This window comes from Bradyrhizobium sp. WBAH42, from assembly GCF_024585265.1.
Lineage (GTDB): Bacteria > Pseudomonadota > Alphaproteobacteria > Rhizobiales > Xanthobacteraceae > Bradyrhizobium.
This window is the reverse complement of record NZ_CP036533.1, coordinates 1,325,561-1,347,676: the sequence shown is the minus strand read 5'-3', so window position 1 is coordinate 1,347,676 and position 22,116 is coordinate 1,325,561. Positions and strand designations below refer to the sequence as shown.

The 22,116-nt window shown below is 65.1% G+C and carries 16 protein-coding genes; 10 read left to right on the top strand and 6 right to left on the bottom strand.

The annotated features are described in order from the left end of the window. Positions 1–49 precede the first annotated feature (49 nt). On the top strand, positions 50–3,421 hold the full coding sequence (locus DCG74_RS06305) for an ATP-binding protein (protein ID WP_172788874.1): 3,372 nt from the start codon (positions 50–52) through the stop codon (positions 3,419–3,421). Further along, the gene (locus DCG74_RS06300) at positions 3,405–4,331 is read left to right on the top strand and encodes a response regulator (RefSeq protein WP_172788875.1); all 927 of its coding nucleotides are present in this window, start codon (positions 3,405–3,407) and stop codon (positions 4,329–4,331) included. Before DCG74_RS06305 ends, DCG74_RS06300 begins: the two co-directional genes overlap by 17 nt. A 240-nt stretch (positions 4,332–4,571) precedes the next feature. Here the strand turns inward: DCG74_RS06300 and DCG74_RS06295 are convergent, their stop codons facing one another. After that, complete coding sequence (locus DCG74_RS06295) at positions 4,572–6,074, bottom strand: NAD(P)/FAD-dependent oxidoreductase (RefSeq protein ID WP_172788876.1); 1,503 nt, start codon at positions 6,072–6,074, stop codon at positions 4,572–4,574. Between the two features lie 125 nt (positions 6,075–6,199). After that, positions 6,200–6,970 carry a trypsin-like serine protease gene (locus DCG74_RS06290; protein ID WP_172788877.1) on the bottom strand — a complete coding sequence of 257 codons (771 nt, stop codon included), beginning with the start codon at positions 6,968–6,970 and terminating at the stop codon, positions 6,200–6,202. A gap of 91 nt (positions 6,971–7,061) precedes the next feature. Between DCG74_RS06290 and DCG74_RS06285 the strand changes: the two genes are divergently transcribed. Continuing rightward, entirely contained in the window at positions 7,062–7,697 is a 636-nt protein-coding gene (locus DCG74_RS06285) for an HAD-IA family hydrolase (protein ID WP_172788878.1), read from the top strand. A 121-nt stretch (positions 7,698–7,818) separates the two neighbouring features. Here the strand turns inward: DCG74_RS06285 and mtnA are convergent, their stop codons facing one another. The 3 genes from mtnA to DCG74_RS06270 all read right to left on the bottom strand — a co-directional run bounded on the left by mtnA (position 7,819) and on the right by DCG74_RS06270 (position 10,296). Further along, positions 7,819–8,925 carry an S-methyl-5-thioribose-1-phosphate isomerase gene (gene mtnA, locus DCG74_RS06280; protein ID WP_172788879.1) on the bottom strand — a complete coding sequence of 369 codons (1,107 nt, stop codon included), beginning with the start codon at positions 8,923–8,925 and terminating at the stop codon, positions 7,819–7,821. Positions 8,926–8,955: 30 nt separating this feature from the next. Then, the gene (locus DCG74_RS06275) at positions 8,956–9,831 is read right to left on the bottom strand and encodes an S-methyl-5'-thioadenosine phosphorylase (protein WP_172788880.1); all 876 of its coding nucleotides are present in this window, start codon (positions 9,829–9,831) and stop codon (positions 8,956–8,958) included. A 192-nt stretch (positions 9,832–10,023) separates the two neighbouring features. Further along, positions 10,024–10,296: a phosphopantetheine-binding protein gene (locus DCG74_RS06270; protein WP_172788881.1), complete on the bottom strand. Its 273-nt coding sequence runs from the start codon at positions 10,294–10,296 to the stop codon at positions 10,024–10,026. 360 nt (positions 10,297–10,656) lie between these two features. On the opposite strand from DCG74_RS06270, the gene DCG74_RS06265 reads away from it, so the two are divergent. The 7 genes from DCG74_RS06265 to DCG74_RS06235 all read left to right on the top strand — a co-directional run bounded on the left by DCG74_RS06265 (position 10,657) and on the right by DCG74_RS06235 (position 20,252). Then, on the top strand, positions 10,657–11,868 hold the full coding sequence (locus DCG74_RS06265) for an acyl-CoA dehydrogenase family protein (RefSeq protein WP_172788882.1): 1,212 nt from the start codon (positions 10,657–10,659) through the stop codon (positions 11,866–11,868). 56 nt (positions 11,869–11,924) lie between these two features. Further along, positions 11,925–12,905 carry an amino acid--[acyl-carrier-protein] ligase gene (locus tag DCG74_RS06260; RefSeq protein WP_172788883.1) on the top strand — a complete coding sequence of 327 codons (981 nt, stop codon included), beginning with the start codon at positions 11,925–11,927 and terminating at the stop codon, positions 12,903–12,905. 41 nt (positions 12,906–12,946) lie between these two features. Further along, on the top strand, positions 12,947–13,822 hold the full coding sequence (locus tag DCG74_RS06255) for an acyl-CoA acyltransferase (protein WP_172788884.1): 876 nt from the start codon (positions 12,947–12,949) through the stop codon (positions 13,820–13,822). Between the two features lie 228 nt (positions 13,823–14,050). Beyond that, positions 14,051–16,918, top strand: coding sequence for a PAS-domain containing protein (locus DCG74_RS06250; protein ID WP_172788885.1), 2,868 nt, complete (start codon positions 14,051–14,053; stop codon positions 16,916–16,918). A 205-nt stretch (positions 16,919–17,123) separates the two neighbouring features. Beyond that, a complete protein-coding gene (locus DCG74_RS06245; protein ID WP_172788886.1) occupies positions 17,124–18,101 on the top strand; it encodes a tripartite tricarboxylate transporter substrate binding protein in 978 nt (325 codons plus the stop codon). 152 nt (positions 18,102–18,253) lie between these two features. After that, positions 18,254–18,739, top strand: coding sequence for a tripartite tricarboxylate transporter TctB family protein (locus DCG74_RS06240; protein WP_172788887.1), 486 nt, complete (start codon positions 18,254–18,256; stop codon positions 18,737–18,739). A 4-nt stretch (positions 18,740–18,743) separates the two neighbouring features. After that, positions 18,744–20,252, top strand: a complete 1,509-nt coding sequence (locus DCG74_RS06235) for a tripartite tricarboxylate transporter permease (RefSeq protein WP_172788888.1) — start codon at positions 18,744–18,746, stop codon at positions 20,250–20,252. A gap of 105 nt (positions 20,253–20,357) precedes the next feature. Here DCG74_RS06235 and DCG74_RS06230 read toward each other — a convergent pair whose 3' ends face one another. Then, the gene (locus DCG74_RS06230; RefSeq protein WP_172788889.1) at positions 20,358–22,052 is read right to left on the bottom strand and encodes a bifunctional diguanylate cyclase/phosphodiesterase; all 1,695 of its coding nucleotides are present in this window, start codon (positions 22,050–22,052) and stop codon (positions 20,358–20,360) included. Positions 22,053–22,116 lie beyond the last annotated feature (64 nt).

Genomic DNA, 22,116 nt, shown 5'->3' with positions numbered 1-22,116 from the left:
TGGTACGGAATTTGCGAGGGGTCCGGGTCCGTATCGGGAGTGGGGTTAAGTGGCAGGGCGGCAGCGAATAGACCGCGTCAGGCGCCAGTACAATCAATGGGTCGCCAACCAGACGCTGGAAGATTACGCCCTGCGCTTCACCGCCAAGAGCGCGCGGCGCTGGTCCGCCGCCCGCGTCGCCAACACGGCACTGGGCGCGATCTCGTTCCTGGCGATGGAGGCGATCGGCGGGACCATCACGCTGAACTATGGCGTCACCAACGCGACCGCGGCCATCGTCGTGGTCTCCATCATCATCTTCGGCTGCGGGGTGCCGATTGCATACTATGCCGCCAAATGCGGCATCGACATCGACCTGCTGACGCGGGGTGCCGGCTTCGGTTACATCGGCTCGACCGTCACCTCGCTGATCTACGCGTCCTTCACTTTCATCTTTTTCGCGATCGAGGCCGTGATCCTCGCCTCCGCGCTCGAAATGTGCTTCGGGATTCCGCGGCCGGTCGGCTATCTCATCAGCGCCGTCGTCATCATCCCGCTGGTGGCCTATGGCATCACGCTGATCAGCCGCTTCCAATTGTGGACGCAGCCCCTGTGGGTGATCCTTCACATCATCCCGTTCGCCGCGATCGCCTGGCATAACCCGCACTCTTTCGCGGAGTGGCACAAATTCTCCGGCGAGCACGGCGACCTCAACGGACATTTCGATCTCTTGCTGTTTGGCGTTGCGGCCTCCGTCGTGTTCTCGCTGGTGGCGCAGATCGGCGAGCAGGTCGACTTCCTGCGATTCCTGCCGCGCGACCGCCGCGCCTCCAGGGCCTCCTGGTGGATGGCGCTGATGAGCGCCGGGCCGGGCTGGATCGTGCTGGGCGCGCTGAAGCTGCTGGCGGGCTCGTTCCTCGCCTTCTTCGCGCTCAGCCATGGCGTGCCGCCCGAGGAGGCCGCCGAGCCGGCGCACATGTATCTCGAAGCGTTCCGCTATGTGCTGTCGCAGCCTGACCTCGCTTTGGCCTTGACCGGCACCTTCGTGATCCTGTCACAGGTCAAGATCAACGTCACCAACGCCTATGCCGGCTCGATCGCCTGGTCGAACTTCTTCTCGCGTTTGACCCACAGCCATCCCGGGCGCGTGGTCTGGCTGGTCTTCAACGTCATCGTGGCCCTGCTGCTGATGGAGATCGGCGTCTACAAGGCGCTGGAGCAGACGCTGGCGCTCTATTCCAACGTCGCGATCGCCTGGGTTGGCGCGCTGGTTGCCGACCTCGTCATCAACAAGCCGCTCGGATTGCGGCCGCAGCAGATCGAGTTCAAGCGCGCGCATCTCTACGACGTCAATCCGGTCGGCGTGGGAGCGATGACGATCGCGACCATCGTCTCCATCAGCGCCTTCTACGGCCTGTTCGGGCCGACCGCGAAGGCGCTGTCGGCCTTCATCGCGCTCGCGGCGGCCTTCCTCACGGCGCCGTTGATCGCCTGGGCCACGGACGGCAAGTACTACATCGCGCGCAAGCCGAAGCGGAGCTGGCAGAACATCGAGGCGATCCAGTGCTGCATCTGCGAGCACTCGTTCGAGCCGGAGGACATGGCCTCCTGCCCCGCTTATGCGGGCCCGATCTGCTCGCTGTGCTGTTCGCTGGACGCGCGCTGCCACGATCTCTGCAAGCCGCACGCAAGATTCCAGGCGCAGGTGTCGGAGACGCTGGGCAGGCTGATGCCGCAACCGATCTATGCCCGGATCAACTCGCAAGTCGGCCACTATATCGGCGTGTTCGTGATCTCCGCCGGCCTGATCGCCCTGGTGCTGGGACTGATCTATCTGCAGACGTCGGCGAGCGTGCACGGCGATAACGAGCTCGTGTCCGACGTGCTGTGGAAGGTGTTCTTCTCGCTCAGCATCATCATCGGCGTGGTGGCGTGGCTGTTCGTGCTGGCGCAGCAGAGCCGTCGCGCCGCCGAGGCCGAGACGCGGCGTCAGACCACGCTGCTGATCCAGGAGATCGATGCGCACAAGCGCACCGACGCCGAGCTCCAGCGTGCCAAGGAAGTTGCCGAATCCGCCAACCTCGCCAAGAGCCGCTATGTGGTCGGGTTGAGCCACGAGCTGCGCTCGCCGCTCAATGCGATCAGCGGCTACGCGCAGCTGCTCGAGCAGGATACGAGCCTTGGCGCCAAGCCGCGCGACCAGGTCCGCGTCGTCCGCCGCAGCGCCGACCATCTCTCCGGCCTGATCGACGGCATCCTGGACATCTCCAAGATCGAGGCGGGGCGGCTGTATCTGTCGCGCGACGAGGTGCGCCTGAGCGAATTCCTCGACCAGCTCGTCGGCATGTTCCGCCTCCAGGCCGCGGCCAAGGGCATCGACTTCGTGTTCAGGCGGCCGGCAACGCTGCCGCGCGTCGTCTATGCCGACGAGAAGCGGTTGCGCCAGGTGCTGATCAACCTGCTCTCGAACGCCATCAAGTTCACCCAGTCCGGCAGCGTGCAGTTCGTGGTGCACTATCGCAGCCCCGTCGCCGAGTTCGAGGTGATCGACACCGGCCCGGGCATCCAGGGCGGCGATCTCGAACGCATCTTCGCGCCCTTCGAGCGGGGCGCGCTCGGCGCCTCGCAGCCGCAGACCGGCACCGGCCTCGGGCTCACCATCAGCCGCCTGCTCGCCGGCGTGATGGGCGGGGACATCAAGGTCACGAGCACGGTCGGCACCGGGTCGACGTTCAAGGTCAAGATCCTGCTCTCGGAGGTCACCAATCCCCAGCGCATCGCGCCGGTGGAGGCGCCGGTCTCCGGCTATCACGGTGCGCGCAAAACCATCCTCGTCACCGACGACGATCCCGTGCATCGCGACCTCCTGCGCGAGGTGCTGACGCCGCTCGGCTTCATCCTGCTGAGCGCGCCCGACGGCGCCGGCTGCCTTGCGCTGGCGCAGCATTGCCGGCCCGATCTGTTCCTGCTCGACATCTCGATGCCCGCCATGGACGGCTGGGCGGTCGCCGAGGCCTTGCGCGCCAGCGGCCATCACCAGGCGCGCATCCTGATGGTGTCGGCAAGCGCGCTCGAGGCCCATGGCGCGCCATTGGCGCAGCCCTTCCACGACGGCTACCTGATGAAGCCGATCGACATCCCGCGGCTGCTGGCGACGATTCGCCAGCTCCTCAAGATCGAATGGCAATACGGCTCGGACGAGGTCGCGGTGCCGTTATGGCATCCAGAGACCGGATCGAAGCCGCCGCTGCGGCATATCGAGGCGCTGATCGGGCTCGGCCAGATCGGCTACGTCAACGGCATCCAGCTGAAGCTGGACGAGATCGGCAGCGAGCACCCCGAGCATGCCGACTTCGTCGCGCAGATGCGGTTGCTGGTCGACCGCTTCGATCTCGACCAGTACATGGCCACATTGAAGACGTTGCATGCTTATGAGCATTGAACCGAAGAAGCGCGACGTCGCGCTGGTTGTCGACGATTCTCCGGAGACGCTGCGGCTGCTCACCGACGCGCTCGACGGCGCCGGCATGACGGTGATGGTGGCGCTCGACGGCGCCGCGGCAATGCGCATCATCGACCAGATCACGCCCGACATCATTCTGCTCGATGCCGTGATGCCAGGGATCGACGGGTTCGAGACCTGTCGCCGGCTCAAGCGCGATGCGGGCCTCGCCAATGTCCCGGTGATCTTCATGACGGGCCTCGCCGAGACCGAGCACATCGTGCGTGGACTGGAAGCCGGCGGCGTCGATTACGTGACCAAGCCGATCGTAATCGAGGAGATGCTGGCGCGGATCCGCGTCCATCTCGGCAATGCCCGGTTGACCCAGAGCGCGCGCGCCGCGCTCGACGTCTCCGGCCGTTTCCTGTTCGCGGTCGATCGCCAGGGCAATTTGCTGTGGGCGACGCCGCAGGCGCAGAAGCTGCTGTCCGACCATCACGGCGCACAGGCCGACGACTTCGTGCTGCCGCCGGCGCTGCTGCAATGGCTCGAGCAGGCGAAGATCAAGAGCGGCTCGAAATCCCAGGCAGCGTCGCTGCCCGACAATCCGCAGCTCCGCTTCTACTATATGGGCGAGACCGCGCCGAACGAGTTCCTGCTGCGGCTGTCCAAGGAAGCGGGCACCGCGCTGCCGCCCGAATTCACCAGCGAGCTCGGCCTTACCACGCGCGAAGGCGAGGTGCTGGCCTGGCTCAGCAAGGGCAAGACCAACCGCGACATCGCGCAAATTCTGGGCCTCAGCCCGCGCACCGTCGACAAGCACCTGGAGCAGATCTACGCCAAGCTCGGCGTCGAGAACCGGACCGCTGCAGCGGCGATCGCGGCGAATGCGACGAGACGGAATTCGTGAGCGGCGGTGTAGATGAGTTGAGGCGATGCCAACCGAGCAAACGGTGTCGTCCCGGACAAGCGCAGCGAAGCGGAGCGCCGATCCGGGACCCATAGCCACAGGGAGTAGTTTGGCGAAGACTCGGAGTAGCCAGCTCGCTTCATAACCACTCCCTGTGGTTATGGGTCCCGGGCTCGCTTCGCGCCCCGGGACGACGGTGGAGTGTGTGGCGATCGCTAACCGCCCCTTACATCGGAATCTTCAACTGTAGACAAACGCCTTGTCGTCCAGGTCCGTCTTCGGGATCTCGTCCTTCTCGGTCCAGTAATCCTGGCTGTGCTGCCATTCCGGCTTGTCGCCGCGCTTGGGCAACAGGTTCATGTTGCGCATCATGTAGCCGGGGTTGAAGTTTTCCGGGTCGATCCAGGGGAGGATCGGCATGTTGTGGTCCTCGGGGCGCAAGCTCACCTCGACCTTCCTGGCACCCTTCGCCTTCATGTGGCCGAGCAGCCGGCAGACGAAATCGGCGACGAGATCGACGCGCAGCGTCCAGCTGGCGCGGAAATAGCCGAACACCCAGACCATGTTCGGCACGCCCGTGAACATCATGCCGCGATAGGTGACGGTGTCGCCGAAGGCGAGCGGCTTGCCGTCGATCTCGAAGGCGATGTCGCCGAGCGCGGCGAGATTGAAGCCGGTCGCGGTGACGATGACATCGGCCTCGAGCAGCTTGCCCGACTTGAGCTGGATGCCGTTCTCGACGAAGCATTCGATCTCGTCGGTGACGACGGAGGCCTTGCCGCTGGCGATGCCCTTGAACAAATCGGCATCCGGCACGAAGGCGATGCGCTGCCGCCACGGCCGGTATTTTGGCGTGAAGTGGGTCTCGACGTCGTAGTCGGGACCGAGCACGGCGCTGATCTGGCCGATCAGCTCCTTCTTCACCTGCTCCGGCTTGGACACGCAGAGCTTGGTGAAGGCGTCCTGCTCGAACAGGATCTTGCGTCGCACGATCTCGTGGATCCAGGCTTCGTCGACCTGCAGCCGTCGCAGCTCCTCCGCGATCTCGATGGCGTTGCGGCCGAGGCGGAAATAGGTCGGCGAGCGCTGCAGCATGGTGACATGGGCGCATGTATCGGTGATGTTCGGCACCAGCGTTGCCGCGGTGGCGCCCGAGCCGATCACCACCACCTTCTTGTTCGCGAGATCGATATCGTCGGGCCATGTCTGCGGATGGACGATGCGGCCCTTGAAGCGATCCATGCCCTTCCATTCCGGCGTGTAGCCTTCGGAATGGCGATAATAGCCCTGGCACATCCAGAGGAAGTTGGCCGTGAACGTCCTGGGTTCGCCGGTGTCGGTCGTCACCGCCTCGATGGTCCAGAGATTCTGCTCGCTCGACCAGCTCGCGGAATTGATCTTGTGCTGGTAGCGGATGTGCCGCGCAATATCGTTGTCGTCGATCACCTCCTTCATATAGGTGAGGATCTCCTCGGCGGTCGCAATCGGCGGGCCGACCCAAGGCTTGAAGCTGTAGCCGAAGGTGTGAAGATCACTGTCGGAGCGAATGCCGGGATAGCGATGTGTGCTCCAGGTGCCGCCGAATGTTTCCTGCGTCTCCAGGATGACGTAGCTCGTGCCCGGAAGCTGCTTCTGGATGTGATAGGCGCTACCGATGCCGGAGATGCCGGCACCGACGATCAGCACGTCGAAATGTTCAGAAGCCTGTTTGGCCGTGGCGTGACTGCGAACAGCGACATTCATTGTTGCTTCTATGCCTTGCTTGTCTTTGTGGCCGTCCTTGACCAGACGGCGCGTTTCCTCCGCGACGGGCATGATCACCCGCCGCGCCTCCGCTTCAAAATGACATAGATCAAGTCGCGGTCAAATCACAGTGCCGCACCCCAGCTCCGCGCGGTCTGCAAGATCCAGTCGCGATAGAGCGTCAGCGGCGTCACGCCGGTCAAGCCGCCGCAACCGTCGGCGCCGTTCGGTCCTGTCGACCAGCTGACGAGACCGACGAGCACGGGACCGTTCGGCCTGTCCTCGAACACGGGGCCGCCTGAATCTCCGGTGCAGGCGCCAATTCCGTCGCGAACACCGTTGGTTACGGGATCGACCAGGCGAATCTGGAGCGTGCCGGGCTGTCCGGTTGCAACGAGGCCGGCAACACGCGTGGTACCGCCACTCTTGCCTTCACCGCGAACCGTGACGCCGATGCCGGCGATGACGAAGCGGCTGCCGACCTGAATTGGAATCGTGGGCATGCCGACCGTCACCGTGGATTTTCCCTTCAATGGAATTTCCAATTGCAGCAGCGCCACGTCGGCGGTGGCGCGATGCGCCTGCATCGCCTGCATGTTGAAGTTCGGATGGATCGCGACGGTGCGCACGTTCAGCAATTGCGGCTGGCCGTCGCCGCCGCGATCGACGACCTTGTAATCCGCGCCGGGCTGCACGCAATGGGCGACCGTCAACACCAGCCGCGGGGCGATCAGGCTGCCCGTGCAGAAATTGCCGCGCGAGCCGACGATGGTGACGACGGCGCGGGCGACGCCATCGGCCTGCGGCGTGCCGCCGCCGACGATGGCGTAAGCGGGCGTCGCGAGCAGCAGCGCAGCTGCGATGAAGGCGGCAGGCTTCTTTATGGGAACACGCATCGGCATCGGTGAGGGCTGCGATTGCTTCAGGCTGGCCCTTGCCGATAGCGCATGCTAGCCCTCTTGGAAAGGAATTGACGAGGGCAGGGTAGTGGCGATCGAGGCGGTGATCTTTGATTTTGGCGGCGTGCTGACGAGTTCGCCCTTCGAGGCGTTCACGCGGTTCGAGACCGAGCGCGGCCTGCCCGCCGATATCATCCGGCGCACCAACGCCGCCAATCATCTGGAAAACGCCTGGGCCAGGTTCGAGCGCGCCGAAGTGGACATTGAGACGTTCGACCAATTGTTCGCCGCCGAATCGCTCGCGCTCGGCGCGGAGGTGCGCGGCCGCGACGTGCTGCCGCTGCTGCAGGGCGATCTGCGCCCGGAGATGGTCGAGGCCCTGAAGCGCATCAAGGCGCAGTTCAAGACCGGTTGCATCACCAACAATCTGCCGGCCAACGCGATCGGCAGCATGACTGGGCGCTCGCTTTACATTGCCGAAGTCATGGTGCTGTTCGACCATGTCATCGAGTCCGCCAAGATCGGCCTGCGCAAGCCGGATCCGCGCATCTACCAGATGATGGTCGAGACGCTGAAGGTCGATCCGAACAATTGCGTCTATCTCGACGATCTCGGCGTCAATCTGAAGCCGGCGCGCGAGATGGGCATGACCACGATCAAGGTGACGAGCGGCGCGCAGGCGATTGCGGAGCTGGAGAAGGCGACGGGGCTGAAGTTGGGGTAGCGCATCATACTCCGTCATTGCGAGCGCAGCGAAGCAATCCAGACAGCCTCCGCGAAAAGACTCTGGATTGCTTCGCTACGCTCGCAATGACGGCGTGGAGCCATCTCGCCTGGTGAACCGACTACTTCGCCGCGGTGGCGATGCGCTCCGGGAACGCAGTTGCCAGCGCGGCACGATCCGGCTTGAGCACACCGCGCTCCGTGATGAGACCGGTGACAAGCCGCGCCGGGGTCACGTCGAAGGCGTAATTCGCGACCGGCGATCCCTCCGGCACGATCCGCACCGTCTCAAGCCGGCCGTCGGCGGTACGTCCAGTCATGTCGGTGACCTCCACGCCGCTGCGCTGCTCGATCGGGATGTCGCGGATGCCGTCATGGACGGCGAAATCGATCGTGGGAGACGGCAGCGCGACGTAGAACGGCACGCCATTGTCATGCGCGGCGAGCGCCTTCAGGTAGGTGCCGATCTTGTTGCATACGTCGCCATTGGCGGCGACGCGGTCGGTGCCGACGATGGCGAGATCGACCATGCCGTGCTGCATCAGGTGCCCGCCGGTATTGTCCGGGATTACCGTATGCGGCACGCCGTGATGGCTGAGCTCCCAGGCGGTGAGCGAAGCGCCCTGATTCCGTGGCCGGGTCTCGTCGACCCAGACATGGACCTTGATGCCGCGCTCATGCGCGAGATAGATCGGCGCCGTCGCCGTGCCCCAGTCGACGGTGGCAAGCCAGCCGGCGTTGCAATGGGTCAGCACGTTGACGACTTCGCCCGGCTTCCTCGCCGCGATCGCCTCGATCAGCTCAAGGCCGTTGCCGGCGATGCCGCGATTGATCTCGACGTCCTGCTCGACGATCTCGTCGGCGCGCGCATAGGCCGCTTCCGCCCGTTCCACCGGGTCGATCGGCGCGAGCGCCGCGCGCATCTCGTCCAGCGCCCATTTCAGGTTGATCGCGGTCGGGCGCGCCACGACCAGCGTGTCATAGGCGCGTTTCAGCCCGGCGTCGGAGGCGTCCTCGCGCATCGCGAGCGCCATGCCGTAGGCAGCTGTCGCACCGATCAGCGGCGCGCCGCGCACCAGCATGTCGCTGATGGCAACGGCCGCATCTTCACACGAGGTTAGCTGCGCAATGACGAATTCATGCGGCAGCCGGCGCTGATCGATCGCACCGACCGACCAGCCGTCACGCTCGCGCCAGATGCTGCGGAAATGCTTGCCGTCGACCTTCATGGCATTCTGCCTTTTCGTTCTTCTTGCGTCTCACGGGCGCAGGATGCGCCCGGCCACCGCATCGAGCTTCTTCAGGAGCTCGGGATCTCGCGCCTCCGGCGCCGTGATCAGCGCGGTGTCGAGCGCACGGTCCGAACCGATCGGGCACGGCTCGTGCTCGCGCGGAAAATCCTTGGCCAGCCGCGCTACCAGCGCCTTCGCCTTGTCGGCGTTCGAGTTCAGCACGCGGACGATGTCCTGCACGGTGACCGCATCGTGGTCGGGATGCCAGCAGTCGAAATCCGTCACCATTGCGACGGTGGCGTAGCAGAGCTCCGCCTCACGCGCGAGCTTGGCCTCGGGCATGTTGGTCATGCCGATCACGGAATAGCCCAGCGTCTTGTAGGTCATGCTTTCCGCATAGGTGGAGAATTGCGGTCCTTCCATGCAGACATAGGTGCCGCCGCGCGCGATTGCGATGCCCTCCGCTTCGGCGGCTGCCGCCAGATGGATGCGCAGCCGCGGCGAAACCGGGTGCGCCATCGATACATGCGCGACACAGCCGCGGCCGAAGAACGAGCTCTCGCGCTTGTGGGTGCGGTCGACGAACTGGTCGACGAGGACAAAGGTGCCGGGCGGCAGCTCCTCCCTAAAGGAGCCGCAGGCCGAGAGCGAGATCAGGTCGGTGACGCCGGCGCGCTTCAGCACGTCGACGTTGGCGCGATAGTTGATGTCGGACGGGGAAAGCCGGTGCCCCTTGTCATGCCGCGGCAGGAACACGATCGGCAGGCCGGCGATGGAGCCGCGCCGCAAGGGTGCCGACGGCTCGCCCCAAGGGCTCTTGATCACCTCTTCGCGCGCACCCTCGAGGCCGGGCAGGTCATAGATGCCCGAGCCGCCGATGATGCCCAATACCGCCTGCGTCATGCCTGCTCCACCGTGTCCGTCAAATGTGACATGGCTAAGCTATGCCAGTTTTGAGGCAATTTTGGAACGGGAGATGGTCTCGATTTGCGTCATGTCGAGCTCGCGCTGAAGCGACGAAGCAATCCAGACCGCCACCTCAGAGGCAGTCTGGATTGCTTCGCTTCGCTCGCAATGACGGAGGATAGATCCGGGTTAAGCCGCGGCCGCCAGTTGAAGCTGGGTCGCCACCATCTGCTCCAGCGTCTCGACGGACTGGAAATTCTCCGGCGTGATCTCGGACTGCGGGATGGTGAAGTCGAATTCGGCCTCGACCCCGAGCATGAGATTGACCATGTCCATCGAGGTCAGGCCGATATCGACGAGCTTGGCCGAAGGCGCAACGTCTGCGGCGAGCGAATTCTGTTCGAGGATGCCCTTCACCAGCTTGATGATGCGATTGCGCAAATCGGTATCGAAGGCCTGCATCTGCAAAATTCCCATCTGTTGATCGGGGTCGGACCGGACTACCGGCTACGATGGGCGCGGCCTGCCGGTCCTGCAATGGGCGGCACCAATACTTCGCGTTTCTTAGTAAACGATGACTCAGATTGTCCGAAATCCAGGCTTCTTCCAGAGTCCTAACGTGATGCCGGAAAATCCGGTGATGCGAACAACCGGACCTTAACTGTTCGTTCGGAATTGGGTTTTGTTTACCCTCTATTTCATCGACGAATTTGAATTAAATCCGTAGCCTCGTCTCACAAGCAAAGATGGCTGGAGGATCGCTTCAAGCGGCATCGTGAATGGTGCCGGCGATCTCGAACGGCAAACCGGAGGCGGACGAGCATGAACGTGCGTGAAGCAGTCCTCACTGTCGACGAAACGAGCTATCTCGAGCAGGGTCCCTCCCTGATCGAGCGCGCCGTCCGGACCGCCGCCGCGGCCGCGGCCGACGCAGACGGGGTCGATCGCGACGCCCGCTTCCCGCACAAGGCCTTCGACGTCGCGCGTGAGCAGAAGCTGCTCGGCGTGATGATTCCGGTCGAGTTCGGCGGCCTCAGTGCCTCGATCCACGACGTCACCGACATCTGCTACACGCTCGGACGCGCCTGCGCGTCCACGGCGATGATCTACGCGATGCACCAGACCAAGGTCGCCTGCGTCATCAGGCATGGCCATGGCATTCCCTGGATGGAGACCATGATGCGCCGGGTCGCCCGCGACCAGTGGCTGCTCGCCTCCTCCACCACCGAAGGCCAGAACGGGGGCAACATCCGCGCCAGCGCCGCCGCGGTCGACCATGCCGGCGACACCGTCTCGCTGATGCGCGACGCCACCGTGATCTCCTACGGCGCCGAAGCCGATGGCCTCGTCACCATCGCCCGCCGGGCCACCGACGCCGCCGCCTCCGACCAGGTGCTGCTGGCGCTCGCCAAGGACGATTATTCGCTGAAGCGGACGCTGGGTTGGGAAACGCTCGGCATGCGCGGCACCTGCTCGACCGGGTTCGAGCTGAAGGTCGACTGCCCCGCCGACCGCGTCTTCCCGGAATCCTATGACAAGATCCACGCCCAGACCATGACGCCGTTCGCGCATCTGTGCTGGTCGTCGGCCTGGGCCGGCATCGCCGCTGCGGCGGTAACGCGCGCGCAGGCCTTCATCCGCAAGGCGGCGCGCTCGTCCGGCGGACAGATGCCGCCGGCCGCGGCGCACTTCACCGCCGCCAAGATGTCGCTGGCCAAGCTGCGCGCGCTGATCGCCGCCAATATCGACGCTTTCGCCCGCGTCGAGCATGACGAGCGTGCGCTGGCCTCGCTCGACTTCCAGTCCTCGATCACGCTTCTGAAGGTGCAGGCCTCCGAGCTCGCGGTCGAGACCGTGATGCATGCGATGCGTACCGCCGGTCTTGCCGGCTACCGCAACGACGGCGAATTCACCATGGGCCGCCACCTCCGCGACGTGCTGTCATCGCCGATCATGATCAACAACGACCGGATCCTGGCCAACGCCGCGACGTCGACATTGATGAGCGGGGTGCCGACGAGCCTTCGCGACTGACGTGCCTCCGCAATCGCTTCAACAAGAACAATTTTGAGATAGCAGGACATCGAACCATGAATATTGCCGTCCTCCCCAACTCGCCCGCCACCGCGCCGCAGATGACCGATCCGCTCGATCATCTCGCCGACAAGCTGTTCCACCGCATGGGCGCCGATGGCGTCTATGCCCGCACCGCACTCTATGAGGGCATCGTCGAGAAGCTCGCCGCGCTGATCACGGGCCATCGCGAGGCCGGCACCGAGGTGATGCGCTTCCCGCCGGTGATGAGCCGGGCGCAGCTGGAGAAGTCCGGCTATCTCAAGAGCTTTCCGAACCTGCTCGGCTGCGTCTGCGGCCTGCACGGCACCGAACGCGAGATCAACGCCGCGGTGAGCCGCTTCGATGCCGGCGGCGACTGGACGTCTTCTCTGTCGCCGGCCGATCTCGTGCTGTCTCCGGCCGCCTGCTATCCGGTCTACCCGATCGCGGCGAGCCGTGGCCAATTGCCGAAGGGCGGCCTGCGCTTCGATGTTGCCGCGGATTGCTTCCGCCGCGAACCGTCGAAGCATCTCGACCGGCTGCAATCGTTCCGCATGCGCGAATATGTTTGCATCGGCAGCCCCGATGACGTCGCCGATTTCCGCGAGCGCTGGATGGTGCGCGCGCAGAAGATCGCGACCGATCTCGGCCTCACCTTCCGCGTCGACTATGCCAGCGATCCGTTCTTCGGCCGGGTCGGCCAGATGAAGGCGGTGAGCCAGAAGCAGCAGCAGCTCAAGTTCGAGCTGCTCATCCCGCTGCGCTCGGAAGAGCAGCCGACGGCGTGCATGAGCTTCAACTATCACCGCGAGCATTTCGGCACGACCTGGGCAATCCAGGACGCCGACGGCGAGCCGGCCCATACCGGCTGCGTTGCCTTCGGCATGGACCGTCTGGCCGTCGCCATGTTCCACACCCACGGCACCGATCTTTCCGCCTGGCCCGCCAAGGTGCGGGACGTCCTGGGCCTGCAGCCGCCTGTCGCGGCCGAGGCCCATGGCGAAGGCTGGCGCTGACCCAACTCACGAGGCCGGCCATTTCCACGGGCAAGACGAGCGTGATCCATACCAAGGTCCGATGCCGCGAGATCACCGAGTCCGACGTCGATAAGATCGCGGACTTGCTGACGCGCGGCTTCGTCGGCCGTTCACGCGACTACTGGATTCAGGGCCTGCGCCGGCAGGCCTTCCGGACCGTACCGGAGGGCTATCCGCGCTTCGGCTACATGCTCGACGACGACGGCACGCCGGTCGGTGTGCTGCTCTTGATCTACAGCGCACGCAAGGAGGGCGAAGAGACCGCCATCCGGTGCAATTTGTCGAGCTGGTATGTCGATCCGGCCTACCGCAACTACGCTCCGCTGCTGACCAAGATCGCCCAGCGGCACAAGCACGTCACTTATTTCAACATCAGTCCGGCGCCGTGGACCTGGCCGATCATCGAGACGCAGGGCTTTCGCGCCTATTGCCGCGGCATATTCTTCTCCGTCCCTGCGCTGGCGCGCGTCCCGCGCTGGAACAAGATCGAGGTCATTCCGCAGCACGCCAAGGAGATCAAGGGGCTCTCCGAGGCGGAGACCGAGCTTCTGACGCGACATGCGCGCTACAATTGCCTCAGCCTGGTGTGCCGCACGCCGAAGGGAACGTTCCCCTTCGTCCTGCAACCGGTGCGCATCCGCCGCGGTTTCATCGCACCTCCCGCCATGAAGCTGATCTATTGCCGGAGCGCCGCGGAATATGCCGAATGCGCCGGCCGCATCGGACGGCTGCTGCTGCGGCTCGGCAAGATCGCGGTGGCGATCGACGCCAATGGGCCGGTACCCGGCCTCGTCGGCCTCTACACCGAGCGGCGCGGCCGGAAATACTTCAGGGGCCCGCATCAGCCACAGCTCGGCGACCTCACCGATACGGAGCTCGTGCTATACGGGCCGTAGAGCAACGCCCGGCTCTATCGTCTGCACGAGCGGAGCGGGAGCATCGCCGCGCTCATCCGGAGCTAGGGCCTATCGCCTTGGCGGCGGGCCGTTTACGCGTGCGCTCACCATCGCAGGTCACCCTCCGTAAACTACGGCGCTTAAGGGAATTTTCCGGCCTCTCCGTTACCCTCGGCGGCTGAATTAGGTTGCATTAAGTCTATTGCTGGCCGAGGCCCCGCCGACCCCATGATGTCGACCCGCGACACCGAGCTTGGTACAGGCCGTGAGCAGGGCCCGGGCGCCCTGGTCGCGCTGAGCCAGCTTGCGCTCGACCACATGGAGCAAGGCGTCTGCGTCTACGACGCCGACAACCGGATCGTGCTGGCGAACCAGCGCTACCTCACGCTGTTCGACATGTCGGCCGAGATCGTGCGGGTCGGCACCAGCTACCGGGAGGTGCTCGCGCACAGCGCAAGCCGCGGCAACTTTCCGCAGGACCAGCTCGACGCGTTGTATTCGACGCGAATGGCGCAGATCGCCGCGGGCAAGCCGTTCCGCACCGAGCAATTGCTGGCGAGCGGCCTCGTGATGTCGCTCCAGCTGAAGCCTCTCCCCGGCGGCGGCTGGATGACGATCTGCGATGACGTCACCCGCCTCGCCCGACTCGAAGCGGAACTGCGCGTGCAGACCGAGCGCAGCCAGCACGCGCTCGCCAACATGTCGCACGGACTGATCATGTACGACGTCGACAGCCGCGTCGTCGTCTGCAACGAACGGTTCCTGAAGCTCTACAACCTCGATCCCGAGATCGTGCAGCCGGGCATCGCGCATTCCACCGTGATCGAGCACTGGATGTCGCGCGGCAATCTGCCGGGCATGTCCGGCGACGAATTCTACCAGAGCCGGCTGGACGATGTGCGCAGCAGAAAGCCGAAGACGCTGCTGGTGATGCGCTACGACGGACGGATGGTGCAGGCAGTCTCCCGCTTCCTGCCTGACGGCGGCTGGGTGACGGTGCACGAGGACGTCACGGAGCGGCTGCAATACGAGGAAACGCTGCGGCAGCAGAATTTCATTCTCGATGCGGCGCTGGAGAACATGGCGCACGGGCTCGCCTTCTACGACAGCGAGATGCGGCTTCGGGTCTGTAACACCACGTACCGCAAGATCTACCTGTTGTCACCGGAGGAGACCCGGCCCGGCACCCATCTGGCCGAGCTGATCGAGCGATCGATGGCGAACGGCGCGTTCACCTCGGAATACAGCCCGCAGCAGATCCTCGAAGCCGCCAGCGCCCGGATCGCGAATCGCGATTCCTCGCCGATGCGCCGGCGCATGTCGAACGACACCGTGATCTCGGTGCGCTATTGCGCGCTGGCCGAAGGCGGCTTCGTCGCCACCTATGAGGACATTACCGAGCGCGAGCGCGCGGTCGAGGAGCTGAGCGAGCAGTACCGCCGGTTCGACGCCGCCCTGAACAACATGAGCCAGGGCCTGTGCATGCTCGACGCCAGCCTGCGCGTCATCGTTTGCAACCGCCGCTATATCGAGATGTACGGATTGTCGCCGGAGATCGTGAAGCCAGGCGTCTCGATGCGGGACATCATGGAGCACAGCTGCGAGCTCGGCATCCACCCGAACATGACCGGCGCCAAGCTCTATGCCGACTACATCGAGAGGCTGCGCGAAGGCGAGCACACGCTGCACCGCCATTTGAGCGACGGCCGCATCATCAAGCTCAATCACAAGCGGATGGAGCACGGCGGCTGGGTCGTGACCTATGAGGACGTCACCGAGCGCCACAAGGCCCAGGCCCGGGTGGCGCACATGGCGCGGCACGATTCGCTCACCGACCTGCCCAACCGCACGCTGTTCCGCGAGAAGATGGGCGAGGGACTGAACCAGGTCGCAATCGCCGGCGGCGCCATGGCGGTGCTGTGCTTCGACCTCGACAATTTCAAGACCGTCAACGACCGCCTCGGCCACGCCGCCGGCGACCGCCTGCTGCGCTGGGTCGCGGCGCGTCTGAAGGAGAATGTCGGCGAGCACGACACCGTCGCGCGGCTTGGCGGCGACGAGTTCGCCGTGCTCCAGCGCGGGCCGCAGCCGCAATCGGCGGAGGCGCTCGCCCGCCGCCTCGTCGAGATCATCGGTCATCCGCCGCCGCTGGAAAGCCAGTCGATCCATGTCGGGGTCTCCGTCGGCATCGCGATCGCACCCGACCACGGGCTCGATGCCGATGAGCTGATGAAATGCGCCGACCTCGCGCTGTACCAGGCCAAGGCCAAGGGGCGCGGCGCCTATCAGCTGTTCGAGCCCGAGATGGAGGAACAGGCGCGCAGCCGGCACGCGCTGGAGCAGGACCTGGTCGGCGCGCTGGAAGGGCGTGAATTCCACCTGGTGTTCCAACCGCAAATGCGGCTCGATTCCTCCGAGCTCACCGGCTTCGAGGCATTGCTGCGCTGGAAGCATCCCTCGCGCGGCTTCGTCTCTCCGGCCGAATTCATTCCGATTGCGGAAGAGAACGGACTGATCGTTCCGATCGGCGAATGGGTGCTGCGCACGGCCTGCGTGACGGCTGCGTCCTGGCCCGGCGTTACCGTCGCGGTGAACCTGTCTCCGGTGCAGTTCCATTCCCGCGGGCTGGTGGCGATGGTCACGAGCGCGCTTGCGGAAGCCGGCCTGCCGCCGCAACGGCTCGAGCTCGAGGTCACCGAGACGGCGCTGCTCGACGACAGCAAGGCGACCATCGACATCCTGCACCAGCTCCGCGCGCTCGGGGTGCGCGTCAGCCTCGACGATTTCGGCGTCGGCTATTCCTCGCTGAGTTACTTGCGCAAGTTTCCGTTCGACCGCATCAAGATCGACCGCTCTTTCGTCGGCACGCTCGGCGAAAGCCCGGAGAGCGTTGCCATCGTCAGAACGATCGCGAGCCTCGGCTCCGTGCTCGGCGTCGAGACCACGGCGGAGGGCGTGGAAACCGAGGAACAGCTCGACTTCGTGCGCGAATGCGGCTGCACCGCGGTCCAGGGCTATTATTTCGGCAAGCCGTGTCTCGCCTCGGAGGTCAGCCGCACCATCGAGACGCTGAACATGGTCCGGCGCGTGGCCTGACCGCTTCGCCGCTCAAATTCCGTCGCTCGGCACGCGGCCAAACGACCAATTGTCGCATCTGTCGGCTCTGTCGGCGCTAGCTGACCGACGGCCGCGCAGCGATGCGCGCAATGCGCTTTTCTTCTCCGTCAAATTCAGGAACAATCGCCCTCACAAGAACGAGAGACGGCGGTCCCAGAGAGGCCGCCGCGAGGGAGGCGTTTCGATGTCGGGTTACGGGCTGAAGACGATTGCATTTGCCGCGGCGCACGCCGTCATGGGCGCGTTGCTCTCCACTGCGGTCAATGCGCAGGACTATCCGACGAAGCCGATCACGTTGATCGTGCCATGGCCGGCCGGCGGATCGACCGATATCTCGATGCGCGCGATTGCCGACAGCGCCTCTAAGGTGCTGGGGCAGCCGATCGTGATCGACAACAAGGCGGGCGGCGGCGGGACGGTCGGACCGGCGACGATGGCGGCCGCGGCGAAGCCGGACGGCTATACCATCTCGCAGATCCCGATCACCGTGTTCCGCCTGCCCTTGATGCAGGAGGTGTCGTGGGATCCGGCAAAGGATTTCACCTATATCGTCCATCTCACCGGCTACACTTTCGGCGTGACCACCAGCGCGGAGTCGCAGTTCAAGAGCTGGAAGGACGTGGTGGAGTTCGCAAAGGCCAATCCAGGCAAGGTGACCTATGCCACGCCCGGCGCCGGCACCTCGCTGCATATCGGCATGGAGCAGATCGCCGGAATGTCCGGCATCAAGCTGACGCAGGTCCCCTTCAAGGGCGGCGCGGAGACCAACGCCGCCGTGCTGGGGCAGCACACCATGCTGCAAGCGGACTCCACGGGATGGCGGCCGCTGGTCGACGCCGGCAAGCTGCGGCTCTTGATGGTGTGGACCGGCGCACGCTCGCCGAACTATCCCGACGTGCCGACGCTGAAGGAGCTCGGCTATCCCATGGTCTATGATTCCCCGTTCGGCATTGCGGGGCCGAAAGGGATGGATCCCAAGATCGTCGCCAAGCTGCACGATGCCTTCAAGAAGGCGGTCGAGGATCCCGCGGTGATCGCCACGCTCGCCAAATACGACATGGTGCCGAACTACAAGAACACCGAGGACTACAAGAAATTCGTCGTCGAGGTCACGGAGTCCGAACGCAAGGTAATCGAGACGCTCGGGCTCGCGAAGAAGTAGGACTGAGGAGCTCTCGTGTCCCGGACGCAGTGCAGCGCTTCTTCAGCGATGCACTGCAGAGCCGGGACCCATCTTTTCGTTCACACTCGTGGGCCCCGGCTCTGCAGCGCACCACTTCGTGTTGCGCTGCGTTCGGGGCACGAGAGGAAGCAATGACCAACCCAACCAACGTCAAGCTCCGCCTCAGCAACTCCGAACTCTGGGGCGGGCTGATCGGGCTCGCGCTCGGCGGCTTCGTGATCTGGTCGGGCTTGAAGCTCAAGCTCGGCACCATCAACGATCCCGGCTCCGGCTATGTGCTGTTCTACACGGGCATCCTGATGTGCGTGTTCGCAGGCGCCATCATCGTCTCGGCGATCACCGAGGGCGGGCCGACGCTGGCCTCGCGCTGGGAGAACGCGCGCTGGAGCAAGCCGCTTGTCCTCATCGCCTGCCTCACCGCATTCGCCTTCGCGCTGGAGCCGCTCGGATTCCTGCTGTCGTCGATCCCGCTGATGCTGCTGCTGTTGCGGCTGATCGATCCGGTGCGCTGGACGCTGGCGATCCCGATCGCCGTGCTGGTGCCATCAGGCATGTGGTGGGTGCTCAAGCGGCTGCTGTTGATCCAGTTGCCGTCCGGCCTGTTCGGGATCGGTTGACCCGATGGATACGCTTCTCAACGTGGCACATGGGTTCGGCGTCGCGCTGCTGCCGATCAACCTGCTCTACTGCTTCATCGGCGTCTTCATCGGCACGCTGGTCGGCGTGCTGCCCGGCATCGGCCCGATCTCGGCGATGTCGCTGCTGTTGCCGGTGACGCTGTCGGGCACGCCGGAATCCGGCATCATCATGATGGCCGGCATCTATTACGGCTCGATGTATGGCGGCTCGACCACCTCGATCCTGGTCAACATCCCCGGCGAGGCCGCTTCCGTCGTCACCTGCATCGACGGCCACCAGATGGCGAAGCAGGGCCGCGCCGGCCCCGCGCTCGGCATCGCCGCGTTCGGCTCCTTCGTCGCCGGCACGTTTGCGCTGATTGCCTTGATGCTGGTGGCGCCGAAGCTTGCCAGCCTCGCCATTGCCTTCGGCCCGGCCGAGTATTTCAGCCTGATGGTGCTCGGCCTCGTCGTGCTCACCTTCCTCACCCAGGGATCGATGCCGAAGGCGCTGCTGATGGCGTGCATCGGCGTCGTGCTCGGGCTGATCGGGCTCGACAGCATCACCGCGCAGCCGCGGCTGACCTTCGGCCGCATGGAGCTGATCGACGGCATCGGCCTCGTGCCCGTGGTGATGGGCCTGTTCGGCGTCGCCGAGGTGCTGCTCAACACCGAGCACGCGATCAAGCGCGACGTCATCAACACCAGGATCACCCATCTCCTGCCCAGCAAAGAGGACTGGAAGGTGAGCGCAGGTCCGGTCGGCCGCGGCACCATCCTCGGCTTTTTCCTCGGTATCCTGCCGGGCGGCGGCGCGGTGGTGGCGTCATTCGCGTCCTACGCGCTGGAGAAGCGGCTGTCGAAGAGGCCCGAGCGGTTCGGCCACGGCGCGATCGAGGGCGTCGCAGGGCCGGAATCGGCGAACAACGCCGCGGCGGGCGGCGCCTTCATTCCGCTGATGACGCTCGGCATTCCGCCGAACGTGGTGATGGCGCTGCTGCTCGGGGCCTTCGTCATTCACGGCCTGCAGCCGGGGCCGCTGCTGATCACGCAAAACCCGGGCTTGTTCTGGGGCATCGTCGCCAGCATGTATATCGGCAACGTCATGCTGCTGATCCTGAACCTGCCGATGATCGGCATGTGGGTGCAGCTGCTCAAGCTGCCCTACAACATCCTGTTCCCCCTGATCATCCTGTTCACGATCCTCGGCGTCTATTGCTCCAGCAACAACGTCTTCGACGTCTATGTGATGATCGCGTTCGGGATCATCGGCTACTTCATGCGCAAGCTCGGCTACGAGCCGGCGCCGCTGGTTCTGGCCTTCGTGCTGGGGCCGATGATGGAGAACAATCTGCGCAAGTCGCTGATCCTGTCGCAGGGCGATCTCTGGACCTTCGTGCAGCGGCCGATCTCGGGCGCGTGTCTCGCGCTTGCCCTGGTGCTGCTGATCGCGCCGCTGCTGCCGTCGCTGCGCAAGAAGCGCGAGCTGGTGGCGCTGGACGAGGGGGCGTGAAGAGATCTCGTAGGGTGGGCAAAGGCGCGCTTGCGCCGTGCCCACCATCTTCCAACGATTCAGCAGGATGGTGGGCACGCTTCGCTTTGCCCACCCTACAGCATCTCAGCTCGCCGCAGGCAGCGCGCTGTCCGACGGCAGGCCCCACGGGCGCTCCACTGCCGCCAGCCCGATCAGGCGGCCCTGGATGTAGTCGCAGCCCCAGTCGCGCAGCATGTTTGCGGCCTCTTCATCCTGCACCCATTCGGCGACGGTCTTGATGTCGAGACGGCGGGCGAGGTCGATCAGGGTCTGCACGAAGGCGCGGTCGTCGGCGGAACGGGTGATGTTCTGCACGAAGGCGCCGTCGATCTTGACGATATCCACGCCGAGCTTGCGCAGATTGCGGAACGAAGTGTATCCGGCGCCGAAATCGTCGATGGCGATGCGGCTGCCGAAATGCTTCAGGCGGCTGACGAAGGCGCGAACCTCGTCGATGTCCTGGATCGCGACCGTCTCGGTGATCTCGATGATCAGCCGCTCGGCGACACCGGGATGAGCCAGCATCAGCGATTCGATTCCCGCCCACCAATCCGGATCCATCGTCGTATCCGGCGAGATGTTGAGGCTGAGACAGATGTCGGGCGCCGCCGCGAGCTCGGCGACGACGAGCTCGAGCACCCGGTGATCGACCAGGCGGATCAGGCCGAGCCGTTCGGCGACCGGCACGATGTCGGGCGCGAGCAGCACCTGGCCGTCGCCCTGGTCCATCCGCACCAGGCATTCATGGAATGCGCGCTCGCGCGAGACGGCCGAGACGACGGGCTCATAGGCGAGCCTGATGCGGCGCTCGTTGAGCGCGGTGACGATCTCGTCGGTGACGCGAATGTTGACGCGGCGCTGCGCGTCGCGCGCGGCATCCGGACGCCAGGCTGCGAAGGAGCCGACGCGGCGGCGCTTGGCGGCATCCAGCGTCTCATGGGCGCGGTTGACGGCCTCGTCGGTGTTGCGCGCATAGCGCGGCAGGCTGACGGCGCCGATCGAGGCGGTGACCGAGACCGGACCGGACCTGGTCGGCACCACCTCGTCGCGGATACCGGCGAGGAAGCGCTCGGCAGCCACGTTCATGTCGTCGACGGTGCAGTTCTTCAGGATCAGGCCGAACTTGTTGCCGGAGAAGCGCCCGAGCACGTCGCCGCCGCGCAGGCGCGCGCGAATGCGCTTGGCGATGTCGAGGATCACGGCATCGGCAACGTCGAAGCCGAAGGCATCGTTGACGCGGGCGAGATGATCGATGCCGACCAGCATGAAGGCGGCGGTCGAGCGAAAGCGGGCCGTCTCCTCGATCGCCTCGGCCAGCGCCGCGATCAGATGCGAGCGGTTGAGCTCGCCGGTCAGCGGATCGAGCCGGGCCAGCCTGCTCAGTTCCTCGTCGCGGGCGTGGCGCTCATTGTTGATGCGGACGGAGCCGATCGCACGCGTGGGACGGCCGTCGGGGCCCGCGAACCAGCGGCCGGTCTCCTCGATCCAGATCACGGGATCGGAGGCGCTCATGCGCACGCCGTACTCGACCCGATAGGGCGTGCCGTCGGCGCCGTGCACCGGGGACGTCAGCGCCAGCGCGGCCGTGCGCAGCGTTTGCGCGGGCTCGATCAGCTTGGCGAACTCGGCGCCGGTCGCGAGCCGCTCGGCGGGAATGCCGGGGAAGACGGTGCTGACCTGCTCACCCCAGACGATGGCATCGCTGGCGATGTCCCAGGCGAACACGGCCTGGCCGAGCGCGGCGAGGATGTCGGAGGCTTGCGGCAATGCAGGGGTCAAAGTCGCCTCGATTCGGGACAGTGGAGAAGTCCTCTGTCGGCACAGAATAGAGCCAGATTCGCCC